Genomic DNA, 18,978 nt, shown 5'->3' with positions numbered 1-18,978 from the left:
ATAATAAACAAAATGTTATTATACACTAACCAGGAAAAATAACTTCACTTCCAGACTTGCTTCGTTTTGTAATCGCAATTTTTAGATATGCCCTTTAGTAAAAACTGACACAGTAATTGAAGGCTTTATTACAATATCCGGAGCAGCTCTGGCGCAAATCCACGCTTGGCTAATCCGCTTCAACTGTGAGTAAATTCGTACCATTTCGAACCGATGATGAACTTTAAATAAAATAAGCTGTCAAGCGATCATTAAAAAAAGCTTGATTTCAAAAAAATGCAGATTATAATGCGGCACTTTTCAGTAACGACAAGAGGAAAATCATGATTTCAAAACATAGCACTTTTATCTCAATCGAACTTACAGCCATACTCATCCCTGTTACGTAGCTTTCTTAGAAGGAATAAACTCATGCTCATACCGATCTCTACCGCTGCATTTCAGCAGCAAGCCCAACCTGAAGTACTGTTCGACACCCATCCCGAAACCAGCCTGGATTTCAACCATGTACGAGAAAGACTGTCACAGGGTTACGACAAGCCATTTTTGCTGGTCGATTTGAATATCGTTCGACAGAAAGCCCGACGATTTCAAGCCGCCATGCCACGCGTGCGACCGCATTATGCAGTCAAGGCAAATCCTGACCGGCGCGTCTTGCAAGCGCTCATCGAAGAAGGTGCGGGATTTGAAATCGCTTCAATAGCCGAACTCGATTTATTACTTGAACTGGGCGTGCCCGCGGCTGAAATTTTTTACAGTAATCCAATGAAATCCCGAGCCTATCTGAACTATGCAGCCAGCAAGGGAGTTGAATGGTATGTAATTGACAGTATTGAGGAATTGCAGAAAATAAATAGCGTCAAGGCCGACGCCAAACTGTATCTGCGCATCGACACACCCAATATCGGCAGCGACTGGCCGCTGGCCGGAAAGTTTGGAACGCACCTGGCCGACATCGCGCACATCATTCAGGAAGCTGCCCGACTGAAAGCCGATCTTGCCGGTGTTACATTTCACGTAGGCTCACAATGTCGCAATCCTCAAAACTGGCGCGTCGGCATCGAGCGGGCTATCAGTGTATTTGGCGAAATGCGCAAAGCGGGCCTTGATCCTCGCTTGCTGAATATTGGCGGCGGCTATCCGGTGCGCCATTTGAAACCGATTCCTTCTATTGAAATCATCGCCTCCGTCGTCAATGAAGCAATTGCCGAATTACCCGAACACATTCAAATCATCGCCGAACCCGGCCGCTATCTGGTTTCTGATTCAGCCTACTTTATCTGTCAGGTCGTGGGCACCGCAACTCGCAGCGAAAAGCGCTGGATGTATTGGGACGCGGGCATGTTCGGCGGAATGATTGAAATCACCGAAGGCCTTAATTATGAAATACTGAGCGATCGCTCCGGTAACTGCGTGCCATGGTCTATTGCAGGACCCACGTGTGACTCGGTGGATATCCTGATGCGTGATGTCATGCTGCCAGCCGACATCCAGGAGGGAGACCTGATCTACATTCCCAACACCGGGGCATATACAACGGCCTATGCGAGCAATTTCAACGGCTTTCCATTGCCCGACGTGCATGTGGTAAACAGCTGACTGTGTACGTAATCAGCCCCGTGTCACTGATCCAGTAATTGCTTTCTGCGGCTACTGGAAGCACATCCTGTAACACAATCGTTCAATATTCCGGTGAAGTAACAGAAATCACAAATCTGTTATCTTCGCCGGATTCACCTTAACCAACTACACTAAAGATTGTGTCGGCTTTGCCGGTATGCGTTCCAGAATCACGAAATGATACTCAAGCGGCAGCTCACTAGGTGCTTTATCGGGCGAGAAATGCCGCTCCCGTGACAGTTCACGCCATTCACTGCGATCAAAATCAGGGAAATAGGTATCGCCATCATAAGCCCGTCGGATCTCGGTAAGATACATGCGCTGCGATAATGCAATGGTCTGCCGGTAAAGTTCTGCGCCACCGATCACAAAACATTCACAATCGTCCGCTGTGTTACCACCCGAACTGACGGCGTTTATTGCTTCATTCAGTGAATGCACAACTATAGTGTTATCCGCATGAAAATCTGTCTGTTTTGTCACGACAATATTAATCCGGCCGGGTAACGGCCGGCCAATGGATTCAAAGGTCTTTCGGCCCATAATGATGGCATGTCCCATCGTCAATGACTTGAAATGCTTCAGATCTTCCGGCAAATACCAGGGCAGTGCATTGTCTCTTCCAATAACCCGGTTTTTCGACACGGCTGCCAGAATGGATAAACGGGAAACCTTCATACCGCCACGGGCGCCTTGATTGGCGGATGAGGATGGTAATTCTTCAGCACAAAATCTTCATATCTGAAATCAAATAGATCATTTACTGACGGATTCAATTGCATCTGGGGCAATGGCCTCGGTTTGCGGGTCAATTGTTCCTGTGTTTGTTCGAGATGATTAAGATAAAGATGGGCGTCCCCGAGCGTATGCACAAACTCGCCTGGCTGCAGTTCACACACCCGGGCGATCATCATAGTCAACAAGGCATATGACGCTATATTAAACGGCACACCCAGAAACACATCTGCACTTCGTTGATAAAGCTGGCATGACAGCTTTCCATTCACCACATAAAACTGAAACATGGCATGACATGGCGGCAAGTGCATTTTATCGAGATCGCCTGCATTCCAGGCCGAGACAATCATACGCCGGGAGTCGGGGGTATGCCTGATTTGACTGATGACCTGCTGGATCTGATCGACAGTTTTTCCATCCGACCCCGCCCATGCACGCCACTGACGACCATAAATCGGGCCCAGATCGCCATTTTCATCAGCCCATTCATCCCAAATGGAAACGCCATTCGCATTCAAATAGCGAATATTGGTATCGCCTTTTAAAAACCACAATAATTCATGAATAATCGACTTTAAATGGCATTGCTTGGTTGTCACCAGCGGAAAACCGTCATTCAAATCAAAACGCATCTGGTAACCGAACACTGAGAGTGTTCCAGTACCAGTACGGTCTGTTTTTTTATGGCCATGCGCCAGAATATACCGCATCAATTGAAGATATTGCCGCATACGCTTATAAGAAAATCGATGAGTTATCAGCCATCGCTATATACGCTATATATTTAAACAGGTAAATTACAGACATAATATATTAAGCATACTATAATACCACTTCCAACCGCGATAGCACTGCCGTCCACAGAAGCGGCGCATAAAGATTAAAGAAGCATCCGCAACGTGGTATTAATCATACGTATTTAGAACGATTTGCCAAACTGCTGCAAACCCAGATAAAGGACATACATTACAAACGGCTTGAATGTTACATACCTTTTTGTTCATTACCGTACATTGTTTTTCAACTCCCGTAACCCGGAATTACCACATATACTGTTCAGGCAGGTACGGGCGTTCAGACGCATAAACAGTATGTAAATCACTCCATATGGCGGCCCATCACATCATGCACCATTTCATTTACAACAGGAAAGCAATCAATGCTGGCAACACTTATCCAGAGCTCTTCTTCATTTGATCCGAACACCACTACAGCATCCCATATACTGGTCATCCTGCCAAAGCTGGAAAGGCTTCCGAAGAAATATGCCATTCCAGGCGCAGATACGCTCAATCAATTACTGGAACGCCGCCAGATAAAGCTGAGCAAAATCAGCGAGACTCCGGTCAGCGCAAACCTGGGAACCGGCGCACTCTGTTCCTGGGTCATGATTGATGCCGGAAAATCAGTATTTGAACAGCAGACAGCCGTACGCAAGGCCACTCATCAACTGCTGAACGAAAACCCCGAAGAACTGCATCTTGCCATTTACGGTAACAACAGCCAGCTACGTTATTTTGCCGATATCGCGCTGTATACAGCCTGGGTTAATGGTGCTGCATTGCCTGTACGCAAGCAGAAACCTGAAAGAACGTCACTCACTCATATTTATCTGCATGGATATAAAGATACTGACAATTTCAATATGCAGCGTGCCCTCGCTGAAGGCAATCTGCTGGCACGCGGGCTGACTGTTCTGCCGCCCAATGAATTGACGCCAAAAACCTATTGCGAACAAATCAAGAAGCTGGCAGAAAACGAAGGATGGATGTATGAAGCCTATACATCCAGCACGCTCAAAGAAATGGGCGCCGGCGCTTTTTCGGCGGTTGCACAGGGCAGTGACACCGAAGATGCGGCGATAGTCCACTTACATTTTTCGGGCAGCAATAAAAGCAACCAGAAACGTATTGCTCTGGTTGGAAAAGGGATTTGTTACGATACCGGCGGTCACAACCTGAAACCGCCACGCCATATGCTGGGCATGCACGAGGACATGAATGGTTCCGCTGTCGCGCTCGGAATTCTGCTGGCTGCAACACGCGTTGACATGCCTTTTGATATTGACTGCTGGCTGGCTATTGCGCAAAACCATATCAGCCCGCGTGCATACAAACAGAATGATGTCATCACCGCATTAAATGGCCAGACAATCGAAATCATCCATACCGATGCTGAAGGAAGAATGGTTCTGGCCGACACACTGACGCTGGCCGCGAAACAAAAACCCGAAATCATCATCGATTTTGCAACATTGACCGGCAGCATGCACACCGCGCTTGGATCGCGTTATAGCGGTGTATTCAGCAATCGCGAAAATCTGGTGCAGAAAGCAGTGTCGGCAGGCAACAAAAGTGGCGAGCGCGTTTGCAGTTTTCCGGTGGACGCTGATTATGATGACGAACTGGAAAGCGATATCGCGGATGTCAAACAATGTACGCTGGGCGGTGAATATGATCATATCCTTGCAGCACGTTTTCTCAGTCGATTCATTAACGACACACCCTGGATTCATATGGATTTATCAGCCAGCAACCACAAAGACGGACTTGGTGCCGTGGGCAGTGATGTAACCGGTTTCGGCGTGAATTGGGCAATCGAATTACTCAAACAACTGTAACCGACTGCTGCTAGATTTTTTCCAGGTCAAGCTTCCATTGTTGCAAATTTTCGACGCTTACAATACTATCCGTCGTTTTTGACAGGTCAATGATCTCCACGGGAATATGCGCATTATGACGAATCGAAAAAAACACTTTGACCAGCGGTGTAACAAGACTTTTTTCAGATTGTTCGATGACTACCCCCAGCCTGTCGGATTTCAGTTTTACTAACGAACCGTTGGGGTAAATGCCGATTGTTTTAACAAATGCACGAAACACATTCTCATCAAAATGGCCGTCTCGCCAGGCGGCCATTTTTTTTATGGCTTCTGCTGGCTCCCATCCCGCTTTGTAGCAGCGCTCAGAGGTTATCGCATCGTATACATCGCAAACAGCGCCCATACGTGCATACAGTGACAGATTGTCTGCTGACAGCCTGTCCGGGTAACCCTGTCCGTCCATGCGTTCATGATGATGCAGGCATACATCCAGCGCGGGCTCGTTTACCTGATAAACTGTTTTAAGTATTTCCCACCCGCGACGAGGGTGGTCCTTGACAACATCAAATTCCTTATCTGTCAGTTTACCAGGCTTGTTAAGCACAGCGATGGGGACGGTCATTTTACCGATATCGTGCAATAATCCGGCTACTCCAACCTGATTAAGCTCTTCGCCACGTATTCCCAGCTGTCTACCCAGCGCGACCATCAGCACGCATACGGCAACCGAGTGTAAGTAAGTATATTCATCCGCAGTTTTCAACCTGACCAGGCTGAGCATTGCATTGCTGTTGCGCTGCATCGACTGATTGATTTCATCCACCAGAACAACCGCCTCGTCCACTTGAACCGCCTTACCCATACGCACTTCGCTGAACATCGCAGTCACTGCTTGTTTGGTTCTAGTGTGGATGTTACGGGCAGCTTGCATTTCTTCTTCAAGTGATACCTTTTCCACCTTCCTGACAACTGGCGCAGCCTTGGCGGGAGAATTATTTACTGGCTCAGCAGATGTCGCTTCGGGTAGCGCCGTGACAACATCCAGTCCTTTAACGGTATCAATCCAGAGTTCCCTGACGCCACAACTGGTCAGCTTCTCCAGATCCGCCTGTTCCGACAACAAAAACGATTGCTTCCAGAAAGGATGCTCCATCCATTTTCCGCATATCTTATGAATGTACATTCCCAGCCTTGCGTCTGTCACATGAATTTTCTTTAGCATAAGTTATGAAACATGCTTATGAGTGAAGATGTAATTCGCAAAATAAACTCATTCCAAAAACTAACAATTTTTATGTCGCATCACAAGGGTTAACAAATCAGGTACTCACGAAAGTCCAATACAATAATATAAACCGGGCGGCCAAGCCCACATAATTTATGTATGTCAGTGGTACAATTCTCTTAGTGCTTCTTATAAAACCAGTAATCTGGCTTCACATATTTTATTAATATTTTGATATTTTAATAATCAGAAATAACCAGATAATCCGATTTAAATCCGAGACAATACACTTTACCGGAGTTTTCCCATGGCAACTATTGAATCCGTTTTGAATGAATCGCGCATTTTTCCACCGAGCCCTGAATTCGTCCAGCTTGCGAATGTATCCGGGCCAAAAGATTATCAAAAACTGTGTAACGAGGCTGAAACGGATTTCCAGGCATTCTGGGCGCAACAAGCCAGAAAACATATTCTTTGGCACAAACCATTTACGCAAATACTGGATGACAGCGATCCACCTTTTTACAAATGGTTCTCGGATGGCGAGATAAACGTTTCGTACAACTGTCTGGATCGTCATTTGAGTACACAGCCCGATAAAACCGCGATTATCTTTGAATCAGACGACGGTGAAGTCATTCGCGCAACATATCGCGAGCTTCATCAGCAAGTCTGCAAGCTGGCTAACGCTCTAAAAACGCACAATATCTCCAAAGGAGACCGTGTTGTAATTTACATGCCGATGCGCATCGAGGCTGTCGTGGCCATGCAGGCCTGTGCTCGTATTGGCGTGATTCATTCAGTGGTATTTGGCGGGTTCTCATCCAAGAGCCTGCACGAACGCATCGTGGATGCCGGCGCAAAAGCGGTTATCACCGCTGACGAACAAGTTCGCGGCGGCAAGCATCATGCGCTCAAGGCTACCGTAGATGAAGCACTGAATATGGGTAATACCGAATCAGTCAAAACTGTTATCGTATATCGACGCTCGGGCTGTGAAGTACCGTTTGACCCGCCACGCGATGTCTGGTGGCATGAAATCATGCAGCATACAGGCACCGACTGTGAACCGGTGTGGGTGAACGCCGAACACCCGTTGTTTACACTGTATACATCAGGCTCAACAGGCAAACCTAAAGGCGTACAGCATTCCAGCGCAGGTTATCTGCTTGGCACCATGGTCAGTATGGAATGGGTTTTTGATTACAAACCATCGGATATTTTCTGGTGTACCGCAGATGTCGGCTGGATCACCGGTCATAGCTATGTGACCTACGGTCCGCTTGCCATTGGTGCAACGCAGATCATCTTTGAAGGCATTCCGACCTACCCGCATCCCGGCAGATTCTGGGAAATGATCGACAGACATCAAGTCACCACATTTTATACCGCACCAACTGCAATACGTTCACTAATCAAGTTGGGCGGTGATCTACCCGAGCAATACCAGTTGACTTCGCTGCGATTGCTCGGCTCCGTTGGCGAACCCATAAACCCCGAAGCGTGGATGTGGTTTTATGAGAAAGTCGGTCGTTCACGTTGCCCTATTGTCGATACCTGGTGGCAAACAGAAACCGGAAGTCATATGATCGCGCCACTACCCGGGGCATTGCCACTCAAGCCAGGTTCCTGCACCTTACCGCTGCCCGGCATTTTTGCGGCAATTGTTGACGAGAGCGGTCATGAGGTTGAACTTGGCAAAGGCGGTTTTCTGGTTATCAAGAAACCTTTTCCGTCACAGATCCGTACGCTGTGGAAAGACCCGGACCGCTTCAAGAAAGCTTACTTTCCACAGGAAGTTGCCGGCGGCCAATATTACTTAGCAGGCGACTCCGCCCACCGCGATAGCGAAGGCTATTTCTGGATCATGGGGCGGGTCGACGATGTGCTCAACGTTTCCGGCCACCGTCTGGGCACTATGGAAATTGAATCCGCACTCGTCGCCAATCCTTTGGTTGCTGAAGCAGCAGTTGTCGGGAAGCCGCATGAAGTCAAGGGAGAAGCCATTATTGCTTTCGTCGTGTTAAAAGGTGATTTTCCTCAGGAAAAAGACAAAGTCCGGATTGTCACTGAATTGCGTGAGTGGGTTGCGCGTGAAATTGGACCGATAGCAAAGCCTGAAGAAATTCGCTTCGGTGAAAATCTGCCCAAAACCAGATCCGGCAAAATCATGCGCCGCCTCTTACGCACGCTGGCCAAGGACGAGGAAATTACCCAGGATGTTTCAACCCTTGAAAACCCTGCAATTCTTGAACAATTACGGCAGGCGCATTAACTCCGGCTACAACACTTGCACAATCTAGACATAACCAATATGACCTTATCACTCGCAACCGATTATACACATGGCATCAGCGCCATTGACGCGCAGTTTCACCGACCCGGGCGTGCCGCCATTCACCTGATCGTTGAAAACGGCAAAATGGCGCTTATCGATACTGGTACAACATCTTCCATCTCCGGCGTGATCAGTGTGCTCAAAGAAAAAAATCTGTCCATCGAAGATGTTGACTATATCATTCTCACACATATCCATCTCGATCACGCAGGTGGGGCCAGCGAGTGCATGCGGTGCTTTCCAAATGCTCAACTGGTTGTGCATCCTCGCGGCGCGCGGCATATGGCCGACCCGGAAAAACTTGTCGCCGGTGCAATAGCAGTCTACGGCGAAACGGAATTCAGGCGCGTATATGGTGAAATCCACCCTATCGACAAACGGCGTATCATCGAAGCGCCTGATGAAAGCCGCATCGAACTGAATGGACGCCCACTACTGTTTATCGACACACCCGGTCATGCGCGCCATCATAACTGTATTTTTGATGAACACAGTAATGCATTTTTCACGGGAGATACATTCGGTGTATCCTACCGTGAGCTTGACGTCAACGGCATGGAATTTGTCTTTCCAACCACCACACCAGTACAGTTTGATCCTGCTGCCGCACATGCATCGCTGGATCGAATCATGCGATATAAACCGGAATACGCATTTCTCACGCATTACAGCCGCATTAGTCATCTGCACCATCATGCCGAAAACATGCATAGTTTGATTGACGCCCATGTGGAAGTAGCCCGCAGTGCACAATCCGGATCACACGACGGCGATGATAGATTCACCGCTATTTCCTGCGCATTGCAATCATTACTGTTACAGCGAATTCGTGAACATGGCTGCCGATTGCCTGAAAACGATATCACAGCCTTGATCAGCTCCGACATTAACTTAAATACACAAGGCCTTGAATACTGGCTCGACCACACGCAATAACAATCATCTGTGCGTATGCACAAACTGGTTTATCGGATATTGGGCGCAATTCTGTTCGCGCGGTTTCACTTTGAACAGGCAAGGGATCTATCAGTGCACGCATTTACCGGATGTTTTGTCCTGAAAACAGTTGAAAAATAACCGGTCAGGAATGTGGTCTCAAGGCTGACTCGATTGATGCCAAAACGAAGGCAGAATCGTTAGATAGTGAACAACAAAAGCTTTACTATAAAATATTTAATGATAATCATAATCATTTGCACAAAATGCGGACAACAGGTATACTGGCTTCGCATTCGTAGAATGCCCTTTATTTGGTAACGTATCAAACGTTTCACCGCACCCGCCAGCGCATGCCTGCATGCGTAGTCGGATGGCAGGAACATCTGGCGTTATGCTGAACCCCGGTGCATTATTGCTCATACATCCTTTCATCGACCTTCCTTCCTTACCAGGTCCTCAATGATGTACCGGGGCTTTTTTGAAGCATCTGTTCACCGTACCGTTCCGCAAAGCCAGTTGAATTCAAAATAATCAGAATTCAGCTTGCGGTCCATTGAATACATGATTCATTAAGATTTGCACGGATCTCGACAAGCACAACAGATTAAAATTTAAAAGTCACTTGTGTATATCCATAGTTGGTATCCCTGCTGCCCGGTCCATCAGGCACTTTATCAAAATAATTACCTTTGAATAAATGCGTGTAACCGATATCAAAACTCATCCGTTTCCAGTAACTGAACTTGGGATTCCATCTGAGATTCAGATCAAACAGATTCCCTATGAAACTGCCTGCCTGACCGGTTGTATCCTGCAGGCCGGTACCTACAAATGCACCTTTCTTATCCGCAAGCCAGAATGCGCGGTGGGACATCATGAAGCTGACGGTCGGGGTCGGCGAAACCGTCATACGTATTCCGGCGGGCGAGAAGATATTTGACGGAAAAAATACGCCCAGGATACCGGTCGGACCGTATTCCACGCGGCGTTTTGCAAACAGAAAATCGAAGTTTTTATTTGGATCGGGGTCACCCGATGCATAGTCAACCAGGTAAATCAGTCTCAGTGGCATTGAGGTGTTAAAGCTATACCCTATTTCGCCGTGATGCCGGTGTGCAAAATAGTGGGCTTCATTGACTTCTCCGAATTGATACATCGATTCGATTTCATAGTCGAAATAACCTGGTGTCGGTTGAGAAAATAGCCGGAATCCGGGTGTGGAAATATTGCGTTTTCTGAGCTTGTTCCCTTCGTTCAATTGAAAGAAATACATGTCTACATTGGCCCAGGCAATATCGCGATTGGTGATTTGCGCTCCGGAAAAGAAGGTAACCGGAGAGAAGTCATCCAGCTCCGTTGCTTTTCGGTTGACAGGCGACGTTCCGAACATCCTGAGTCCCCAACCCTTGATCTCCGAGCCGACTGTCAACTGCACACCATCGAATGTCGGCGTCAAGGTACCGAAACGGTGTCCTGCGATCAGGCGTCCTTCCCCAAAATCCATCACCATGCGCCCGACCTCAAGTTTTCCGGGCAGACCGGTTCTGAAAAAATTTTCAGTTTTCATGTCGATATGCAACTGGGTAAAATCAAAGTGATTGGCAAAAACCGGCGATCCAGCCTGCCCGTACTCTGCAAGCGGCGCACGCATATCCGTCAATTCAAATGTAAACGACAACGGATCTTTTCGGTTTATTTCGAACAGAAATCGCGTACGCTGGTGTATTTGCTGATTGTCGCTGCTGTCAGGGATTGCGCTTGTGAAACCATGGTCAAACGCCTCATAGCGCGTGCGGTGCTCTATAGCCAGATCGAGCCAGTCAGGCGTAATGGCGGAAAGCGGATTCTGGTGGGATTCCATTAACCGGGTTAAATTATCAAAATCACCCGGGAAATGACCTGTATCTCCAACCAAATAACCTTTTGTTCCGGCATCATCATCCGGCTCCTGAACGTTGCGCAGTATGTAATTTTTATCTGATTCAACCGCCTTTTTTTTCAACTGCTCGACATTTATTCTTGGTTCTGATTTTTCCTCTGCGATTGCACTACCGGCATTCAGGCCGATAAATGCCGCAATACAAAGCGCCAAACCCGGTATCAGCATGTTTTCCGGTATAGATGTATTGTTGCAGTCTGTTCTATTACGAGAAATGCGGCAGCGTGATAAAACCAAACTCGTCATTACAGCGCAAACTGTGCACAATCGGAAAATCAACCGACAGTTATACCAGCAAATTGATTTAACATCATGCGCAATGCCATATCCCGCAATTGGAAATTTATAGCAATTTTTTTGTTTTATTGGAAACAGTTGCGTCAACTTTTTACAAACCTCAGATGACAACCACCCGATTAAGTGAACAATTAAATTACTGTCAATTTTTTTTAACATCAATTTTCCTCCCTCTGATTGTCGCGGTATTCTAAAAATTGCATTTCGAAATAAATAATGAAAAATGCACCAGACCATCAGGACTATACGTCCCGGCGAATTGAGTTTTTGCAGTGATACTACCTGCGTGGTTGTAATGGGATTGTTAAAACAAGGTTAAAAAAGGATGAATAGCTAATACTATTTGTGTTTTTCTTGATCTTCGTGATTTCAGTCGTTACATACGCACTACGGTTGCGACCTGATTTAAAGTGAAAGCGGTTAAACCGGCGACTGATGCTGAAACCACACGGTAAATTCGGAGCCCTGATTTTTGATACTTTCAAAAGAAACATGCCAGCCATAGCGCTCACAAATTCGATAGACAATCATGAGTCCCAGACCAACTTTATTCGGATCACATTCGTCTTTTTTTACGTAACACTTGAAGATCTGGGCCTGCGTCAATGCATCGATACCAACACCTGTATCCACAACTGTAAGCCGGTCGGATGTCAGGACCACTTTAATGCTTCCCTGTTCCGTATAACGGAAAGCGTTGCGAACGAGATTGGCCACCAAAACGTCAAGGATGCCCGAAGGTGCTGAAACCTTTAATAAGGCTTTCTCTATGACATGCACTTCAACCGGTTTGTCGCCCAGCCAGACCCGTTGCTGCTCAATCACTTTTCGAACGATCGTTCCCATTTTACGGGGATGACAGTCTTCATCCGATTCATTGTGAATGCGCGCCAGCACTAAAAAAGTTTCAATCAATTCGATCATTTCGTTGATTGCGCGCTGTATCCGTCCAATCCGTTCACGTTCCCTGGTCGGCAGATTGGTATTTGAAGACAGGATCTCAACAGCCAGGCTGATACTGGTAATCGGGGTACGCAATTCATGACTCACGTTACTTGCAAACTCCTTCTCGCGAATTAACAAAAGTCTTAATTGATTATGATAATGCTGCACCTCATGAGCAAGATCACCTATTTCGTCATCGCTGAACCCGGATAATTGCACAGATTCGTCCGGTTTATTTTTAAACGTAATCACCTGATCAGCCAGCTGCTTTATCGGCTGGACAATGCCGTGTGAAATCCTCCAGCCTATCGCAAGGGCAAATACCAGAACAACAATCGAGCATAGCCAGACAAGAATAACGAATTCACTTTCCAGTTCATGAATGTTTGTATCGTCGAATTTCACCACATAACGGATGCCATTGATATGTTCAACCAGAACGCGGTAATCCCGGTGCTTATAAGTCAGGTCATAAATACCCTGATCAAGATCGCGCACATGCGCAGGTAAGTTATATGTCTCGCTGAGCGGGGAAATATAGATACTCGTTGTTCGGGAGCGGAAATAGCCAGGGTCCAGCATGTTTGGCGTCTGCTCCCGAAAATGCTTGAGTTCGGCGTACAGTATATCGTCCAGCATACTGGCTACGATAGTCTTGAATGCGACGATCAGACTTAAACCCAGTACCAGTGTTATCACAACACCAAATGACAGAAAAGCAAAAGTAATGCGCCGCGCAATGCGATTAGTCGTTTTCTGCATATTCGTCAGTAAGCTTGTAGCCAAAACCCCTGACTGTGTGCAGCAAGGGCTGGTCAAACGGCTTATCGATCACCTGACGCAAATGACAAAGATGGGTACGTAATGAGTCGCTATCGGGTGGATTATCACGCCAGACTGCATATTCAAGTTCTTCGCGTTCAATCACGCGATGCGGATTCTGCATGAAATACAGTATTATCCGGAAAAGTTTCGGATTCAGATTAATCTGTCTGCCTGCGCGGGAAACCTTATGCGTATGTGTGTCCAGAACAAGGTCTCCAACCATCAACTGTGAATCTGGCAGACGTTTGCCACGCTCTGACAGCACTTTTACGCGCGCTGCAAGTTCTTTCAGACAGAAAGGTTTTGTCATGTAGTCGTCAGCGCCTGAATGAAAGCCTTCCAGCTTATTATCGAGTGAATCTCTTGATGTCAGCATCAATACCGGAACAACTTTCTGGGCATCCCGGCGTATACGGCGGCAAAGATCGACACCATCAATACCAGGCAAATTCAGATCAAGGATAACAATGTCATACTCCTTGGTAACCGCAAGATGCAAACCTGTTACTCCATCACTGGCCGCATCTATGGTATATCCCATATTTTCAAGATAATCGTAGATACTTGCAGCAATGTCCTGAGTATCCTCTATGATCAGCACATTCATAATCGCACTCCTCTGTTATGCTGTGCCGACAGTTTACTTGTTGATATATCAAAAAAATGTTAATTTTTTGTCAAAAAAATGTTAACAAAACTGTAACCAGACGGTAACGACAGGGATTATGGCAGACGATCAGAAAATGGTACAGGTGTCTGTTCGATGCAGAAAAACCAGATGAAGTATGCTATCAAGCAATAAAAGAGGAATGAGTATTGCAGACGCCTCATTCCTCTAATTGGGGACAAGTCATTAGAGTCATATTAATAAAAAGAGGTTTATTTACTTTTTTACCGCCTGCCCGGCTCAGTTCTGGACAAGAGGCGTTTTGTACGTGCCCGGCACGACAATGCGTCAGTGCCTTCTGACAACCCTTATCCATTCGTCGATATGATCATAAATACTGCGCGCCATTGAAGGATCTTTTTTTCTGAGCGCCGTTTGCAGTGCATCCAGTTCACCACTGTATTTATTCACAACACTTTCATCAATACCGGCCTCAAGCGCATCGTTCATGAGCGCCTGGACATGCTTGAAGGTAAAGCGTGATTTTTCATATTGCCCGTTATTCATAAATGCCTTGGCAAGCGACAGGTTTTCTGAAATCGCAAGTACCGGATCACTGATTTCTTTTTCTTCGATAACAGCACTACTGAAAGCTGCGGCAAGCGTCTGCTGCGCATTATCATATTCTTCTTGCTCTATAAACTGAAGCGCGTTATCAAGAGCATCCTTAATATCATCGAGATTGATTGCAACTTTCAACTCGACAACCCCCGCGTCTGTTTCCTGCACATTCAGCGTTTTCAGATAATCAAAGATATCTTCATAATCACTGATCAGCAATACATCGTCCACGACCGGCACGTAATGTTCTTTGACCTGAGCGTTTTTTGCGTAATCAATCTTGCCATAGTTAAAATCGGCTTCTATTCTGGGTTCCGGTAACTGTGACACCAGAATAGCCCTTAAGATCTGGGCTTTCTCTATCTGATGCGTCGTCTGGCGAGGCATCTTAATTGTCATGGCGAACTTGGCAAGACTGATATGCCCCATCATCTTATTTGCCAGTGCCAGAGACGATTGCTGAGGTTGTTGCTGTTTCAGCAGTTTTTCGCCGATCATCGCAGTTTCTGAGCTTCCGGCAGCCAGAAAAGTACCTGGTTGCATCAAAATGAGAGTCAGAATCGATCCACAAATAAATGCTTTTTTACTCATATCATTTCTCCTGGTTGTTTGAAATGTACGCGCCATAACAGTTAAATTCCAGGCGCGTTCTACACTTTACAGTGGTATATGCCAACACCATGTCAAAACGTGGTTAAATATGATTTAACATTACATTCAGGTGAAAAAAACATGCGGGCCGGGTCTGTTGGCAGGTCACTCACAATAACATTCAGTGCCGGAAATGTATGACAGCCACATGCTGACACTACAACTGGAAGAGAACAAACGTGAACAAGGAACGACCGTGCCTGGTTGCTCTTTATTTATCTGTATGACGCACACATGCGCGCTTTGCACGAAACCGACCGAGCATATGCTCGACTATCTGAAGCAGATCAGGCATAGAAACCCGCAGTTTATCTTCCGTACGTGACGACTGCCTTTTCCAGACCGCATATTCGAATTCCTCGCGTTTGATGATGCGATTCGGATTTTGAATCAGATACAAAATGAGCTGAAATATAATGGTATACAGCCTGATATGTTTACTTTGCTGAAATGTTTTTTCAGCGCATGCACCTGAATCTGATGAGACGCCATCAACCAACTGGCGAAAAGTCGGTATACGATTGATTTGTTTGGTCAGTGATTTCACACGTGCGGCAAGCTCCCTCAGTGAAACCGGCTTTGTCATGCAATCGTCCGCCCCCGCATTAAATCCCTCCAGCTTACTTTCGAGCGAGTCTCTGGCAAGCAGTAATAACATCGGCACATACCGGTCAGTATTGCAACGAATACGCCGACAGAGTTCTGCACCAGCGGGTGGATCTGTGTCCAGGATAACGACATCGTACATACTTTTGACAGCCATTTGGAATCCAGCTACCGTATTGTCCACCGAATCAACAGCATAACCCCGGGAAAACAGAAATTCATGAATGCCTGTCATGTCCCTGTTACACCCTACAATCAGAACGCTTGCATTTGTCTTGAAATTCATAACTATCCGCACAAAATCCGTTTAATCTTTTAACAATTCAATAAATCTCCCCATGACAGACAGGGCAGTCTTCGCAACATGTTTGACTTCAGGCTGTATCTGGCAGTCTTATCGGTGCATGCAATTGCGAAACATACCTTGCCGGTATTCACTGGTGCTGAACTGATGACGTTAAAGGCAAAATCGGCGACATTCTGAATACGAGAATCAGACGAGCGACTGCAGCATTTGACGCACTCCTGTATAGATAGTATGCCACGTGAATCCCCATATACCCGCAGTGTTGATTGCCGAAATAACACCATTATAAATAGACTGGTCACCAGCCCGGACTCTGATAAAGATACCGTATTGGTATTAATTTATCGGGCTCGGGCTGGCGCGTTCCAGTTAGAGAAAAATTATGAATGTTGTGTGTTTCAGTGGGTCCCGGGCAAGGCGGGCAAACCGGTTAATTTTTCCACCTTGCCTGAAACCAGCATGTCTCTGAAAAGAGACCCAAAGATAACTATACTACCGGAATCAATGTAGTCAGTGCGGTAGCAAACAATATGTAAATTGGAATTCCTATGGTCACGTTATAGGTAAACGTCAACCCCAGGGATGCTGCCAGCGGCAGTGTAGGACTTGCTTCGGGTATGGCCATACGCTGTACGGCGGGAACCGCTATATATGACGCCGCGCCACACAACACCGCAAAAAGTACATACGTTCCAATCTCAAACGGATGTCCAATCAACAAACTATAGGAATGGGCAACCACTATTCCAAAGGTTGCAAAGATATTGGGCGCAATTAATCCAAACGCCACGAAACCTGGACCGCCAAGCTTCAAATCTTTTAGACGCGAGCAGGCTGTTATACCCATTTCCAAAAGAAAGAGCGACAAGACTCCCTGAAACAGTACAATAAAGAACTGATCATTTGCCTCTGTCACTTTTACGCCCTGCATTCTGGAGATAAATCCAATCAAAATGCCTCCAAACAACAGAAACAGGCCAGGATTGAAGAAAATCTCATGCAATACCTTTTTGCTGAGTATACCGTTCCCGTTTGAATCGCCATTTCTTTTACTGGAAGGATTGTAACCAGGCTCCCCGGGCAGATTACCCGCTTCATCCATTTCTCCCGAATGACGGGCTTTCGAAACCAGATAAAGCGCAACCAGGCAGCCCGGTATTTCCATGATGGCAAGCATCACCGGCATATAAGCTGCAAACGCGATATTGGCGGCAACAAGTACACCGACACAGGTGACAAACGTACCTGCCGAATCCGACCCGTAGTAACCGGCTACAGTCGCGGCATCAATTTTCCGTAAACGCGTCACCCGGCGCAACGCATAATATGCCACTAATGCAATAATCGTGTTTGTCACAAAACCGATTGCCATAAATCCCAGTGCAAGCTGGAAATCATCCGCAGTAAGCTCTGCAAGCTCCTCCCCGCCATGCCAGCCAATTGCAATGAGCAGATAAATGGTGATTCCTTTATAGAGTGCCGGTGGAAACTCCAGCGGCACTTTTAACAAGGGAATCAAGAACCCCAGATAAAAAAACAATAACAACGGTTTGAACAAGTTATTCATGAAATTGGTGATAAATTCCTCTAACATTTGCTTTACTCCTTATGCTAACGTTATGCTAAATTTTTGCACCCGAAACCTCGGATTGAGAAATCGCAAAAGCGTCAAGGACAACAAACGTGCATCCGGCAAATCGCGGATCCTGTTCAAAAAAGTTCTGACTCTGCTGCGTTTTCCTTATTTGCATACTAATAATGCACTTGTCAGTAAAGCGTTAAACCTCCGTTAAACGTATGTTAAAAGCGCTGCCAAACGTTACCTACCAAAAACAACGTTCAAAATTTTTGAATTACTCTATTGAAATAAATAGATTTTTTTAATAATTGATCGGCTGACACAGGCTTTCTTTGAAGTCTTTTTTCTCCCCCAGGAGGGTCAAAATCCAGACCTGTGATAGCCTCGAGCGGTTTTAATTGGGAATAGTTCAGGCTGACTGCTCAGTCTCAGTTATAGGCCAAGTATCGCCCCAGGTCGTCCATGCGCGCCGATGTAAATCCGGGCTGGTGATGGTGATGGTGATGCAGCAGCATTAGCGAATCTGCTTGTGTCCAGCCAAATCTAATATCAAATGCCCATACAGTGAACAATGATAGTCAACAGGCAATTGAAAAATCGTTAAGAAAAACTTAATCACCAGTTCGCCATGATTCGATAATGAAATTCATTCAAACGAAATGATTCAATTGGCAACTTGTTACGTACACGTAAATTTCACACAATTATTGCCACCCGGTGACTTCATAGCCTTTTTCGAGTAAACAGCGGTTCACGAAATTGATATAAGCCTGGCTGGGTTGTGACGGTCCGGCTGCATAGAAAATGCCTCTGAGTAAACCCCATACTGCACCGCTGGCTGCGCCAACCATAGAGCCCGTGCCAGCAGAGCCTGTAATAGCACCGCCGACTGCACCGCTAGCTGCGCCGACACCAGCACCCATAGCTGTATTGGCAGCCACATTACCGGCTGCGCCGGTTCCTTCCCGTGCGCCCGCGGATTCTGCCATTTGTCTGCAATATGCAATGTCCTGCTCTGCAACCTGGTTGCCGACAGATTGATAATAGGTATTCGGGTATAAAACCGGCCCTGTACCGGCACATGCTGACAGCCATAACACAACAGCACCCATCGTTAATGCTTTCAAAGCTTTCATTGG

At 46.4% G+C, this 18,978-nt stretch carries 15 protein-coding genes; 4 read left to right on the top strand and 11 right to left on the bottom strand.

Annotation, left to right across the window (positions count from 1 at the left end):
• The first annotated feature begins 411 nt into the window (after window positions 1–411).
• On the top strand, window positions 412–1,599 hold the full coding sequence (locus BMY62_RS13760; RefSeq protein ID WP_371264097.1) for a type III PLP-dependent enzyme: 1,188 nt from the start codon (window positions 412–414) through the stop codon (window positions 1,597–1,599).
• Between the two features lie 147 nt (window positions 1,600–1,746).
• On the opposite strand, the gene BMY62_RS13755 is transcribed toward BMY62_RS13760, so the two are convergent.
• Window positions 1,747–2,298 (bottom strand): dihydrofolate reductase, encoded by a 552-nt coding sequence (locus BMY62_RS13755; RefSeq protein WP_090661190.1) that lies wholly within the window; start codon window positions 2,296–2,298, stop codon window positions 1,747–1,749.
• Window positions 2,295–3,089 (bottom strand): thymidylate synthase, encoded by a 795-nt coding sequence (locus BMY62_RS13750; protein ID WP_090661186.1) that lies wholly within the window; start codon window positions 3,087–3,089, stop codon window positions 2,295–2,297. The genes BMY62_RS13755 and BMY62_RS13750 overlap by 4 nt, the downstream gene beginning before the upstream one ends.
• Window positions 3,090–3,517: 428 nt before the next feature.
• On the opposite strand from BMY62_RS13750, the gene BMY62_RS13745 reads away from it, so the two are divergent.
• The gene (locus tag BMY62_RS13745; protein WP_090661183.1) at window positions 3,518–4,978 is read left to right on the top strand and encodes a M17 family metallopeptidase; all 1,461 of its coding nucleotides are present in this window, start codon (window positions 3,518–3,520) and stop codon (window positions 4,976–4,978) included.
• A 10-nt stretch (window positions 4,979–4,988) separates the two neighbouring features.
• Here BMY62_RS13745 and BMY62_RS13740 read toward each other — a convergent pair whose 3' ends face one another.
• Window positions 4,989–6,182 (bottom strand): HD-GYP domain-containing protein, encoded by a 1,194-nt coding sequence (locus BMY62_RS13740; RefSeq protein ID WP_090661179.1) that lies wholly within the window; start codon window positions 6,180–6,182, stop codon window positions 4,989–4,991.
• 310 nt (window positions 6,183–6,492) lie between these two features.
• On the opposite strand from BMY62_RS13740, the gene acs reads away from it, so the two are divergent.
• Entirely contained in the window at window positions 6,493–8,460 is a 1,968-nt protein-coding gene (gene acs / locus BMY62_RS13735) for an acetate--CoA ligase (RefSeq protein WP_090661172.1), read from the top strand.
• Between the two features lie 39 nt (window positions 8,461–8,499).
• A complete protein-coding gene (locus BMY62_RS13730; RefSeq protein ID WP_090661169.1) occupies window positions 8,500–9,459 on the top strand; it encodes an MBL fold metallo-hydrolase in 960 nt (319 codons plus the stop codon).
• Window positions 9,460–9,696: 237 nt separating this feature from the next.
• On the opposite strand, the gene BMY62_RS13725 is transcribed toward BMY62_RS13730, so the two are convergent.
• From BMY62_RS13725 to BMY62_RS13685, 8 genes are all read right to left on the bottom strand, one after another.
• Complete coding sequence (locus tag BMY62_RS13725; protein WP_090661166.1) at window positions 9,697–9,894, bottom strand: hypothetical protein; 198 nt, start codon at window positions 9,892–9,894, stop codon at window positions 9,697–9,699.
• A gap of 172 nt (window positions 9,895–10,066) precedes the next feature.
• Window positions 10,067–11,647: an alginate export family protein gene (locus BMY62_RS13720; RefSeq protein ID WP_256207632.1), complete on the bottom strand. Its 1,581-nt coding sequence runs from the start codon at window positions 11,645–11,647 to the stop codon at window positions 10,067–10,069.
• Between the two features lie 471 nt (window positions 11,648–12,118).
• Window positions 12,119–13,405 (bottom strand): sensor histidine kinase, encoded by a 1,287-nt coding sequence (locus BMY62_RS13710; RefSeq protein WP_090661158.1) that lies wholly within the window; start codon window positions 13,403–13,405, stop codon window positions 12,119–12,121.
• Entirely contained in the window at window positions 13,389–14,075 is a 687-nt protein-coding gene (locus tag BMY62_RS13705) for a response regulator transcription factor (protein WP_090661155.1), read from the bottom strand. Before BMY62_RS13705 ends, BMY62_RS13710 begins: the two co-directional genes overlap by 17 nt.
• Before the next feature lie 348 nt (window positions 14,076–14,423).
• Window positions 14,424–15,287 carry a YfdX family protein gene (locus BMY62_RS13700; RefSeq protein WP_177170402.1) on the bottom strand — a complete coding sequence of 288 codons (864 nt, stop codon included), beginning with the start codon at window positions 15,285–15,287 and terminating at the stop codon, window positions 14,424–14,426.
• A 271-nt stretch (window positions 15,288–15,558) separates the two neighbouring features.
• A complete protein-coding gene (locus BMY62_RS13695; RefSeq protein ID WP_090661149.1) occupies window positions 15,559–16,239 on the bottom strand; it encodes a response regulator transcription factor in 681 nt (226 codons plus the stop codon).
• Window positions 16,240–16,747: 508 nt separating this feature from the next.
• Complete coding sequence (locus BMY62_RS13690) at window positions 16,748–17,854, bottom strand: sodium-dependent bicarbonate transport family permease (RefSeq protein WP_090661146.1); 1,107 nt, start codon at window positions 17,852–17,854, stop codon at window positions 16,748–16,750.
• 689 nt (window positions 17,855–18,543) lie between these two features.
• Window positions 18,544–18,975 carry a glycine zipper family protein gene (locus BMY62_RS13685; protein ID WP_090661142.1) on the bottom strand — a complete coding sequence of 144 codons (432 nt, stop codon included), beginning with the start codon at window positions 18,973–18,975 and terminating at the stop codon, window positions 18,544–18,546.
• Window positions 18,976–18,978 lie beyond the last annotated feature (3 nt).

The organism is Nitrosomonas marina (assembly GCF_900111605.1).
Classification (GTDB): Bacteria; Pseudomonadota; Gammaproteobacteria; order Burkholderiales; family Nitrosomonadaceae; genus Nitrosomonas; species Nitrosomonas marina_A.
The sequence above is the reverse complement of the archived record's forward strand: the minus strand, read 5'-3'. Positions and strand labels throughout refer to the sequence as shown.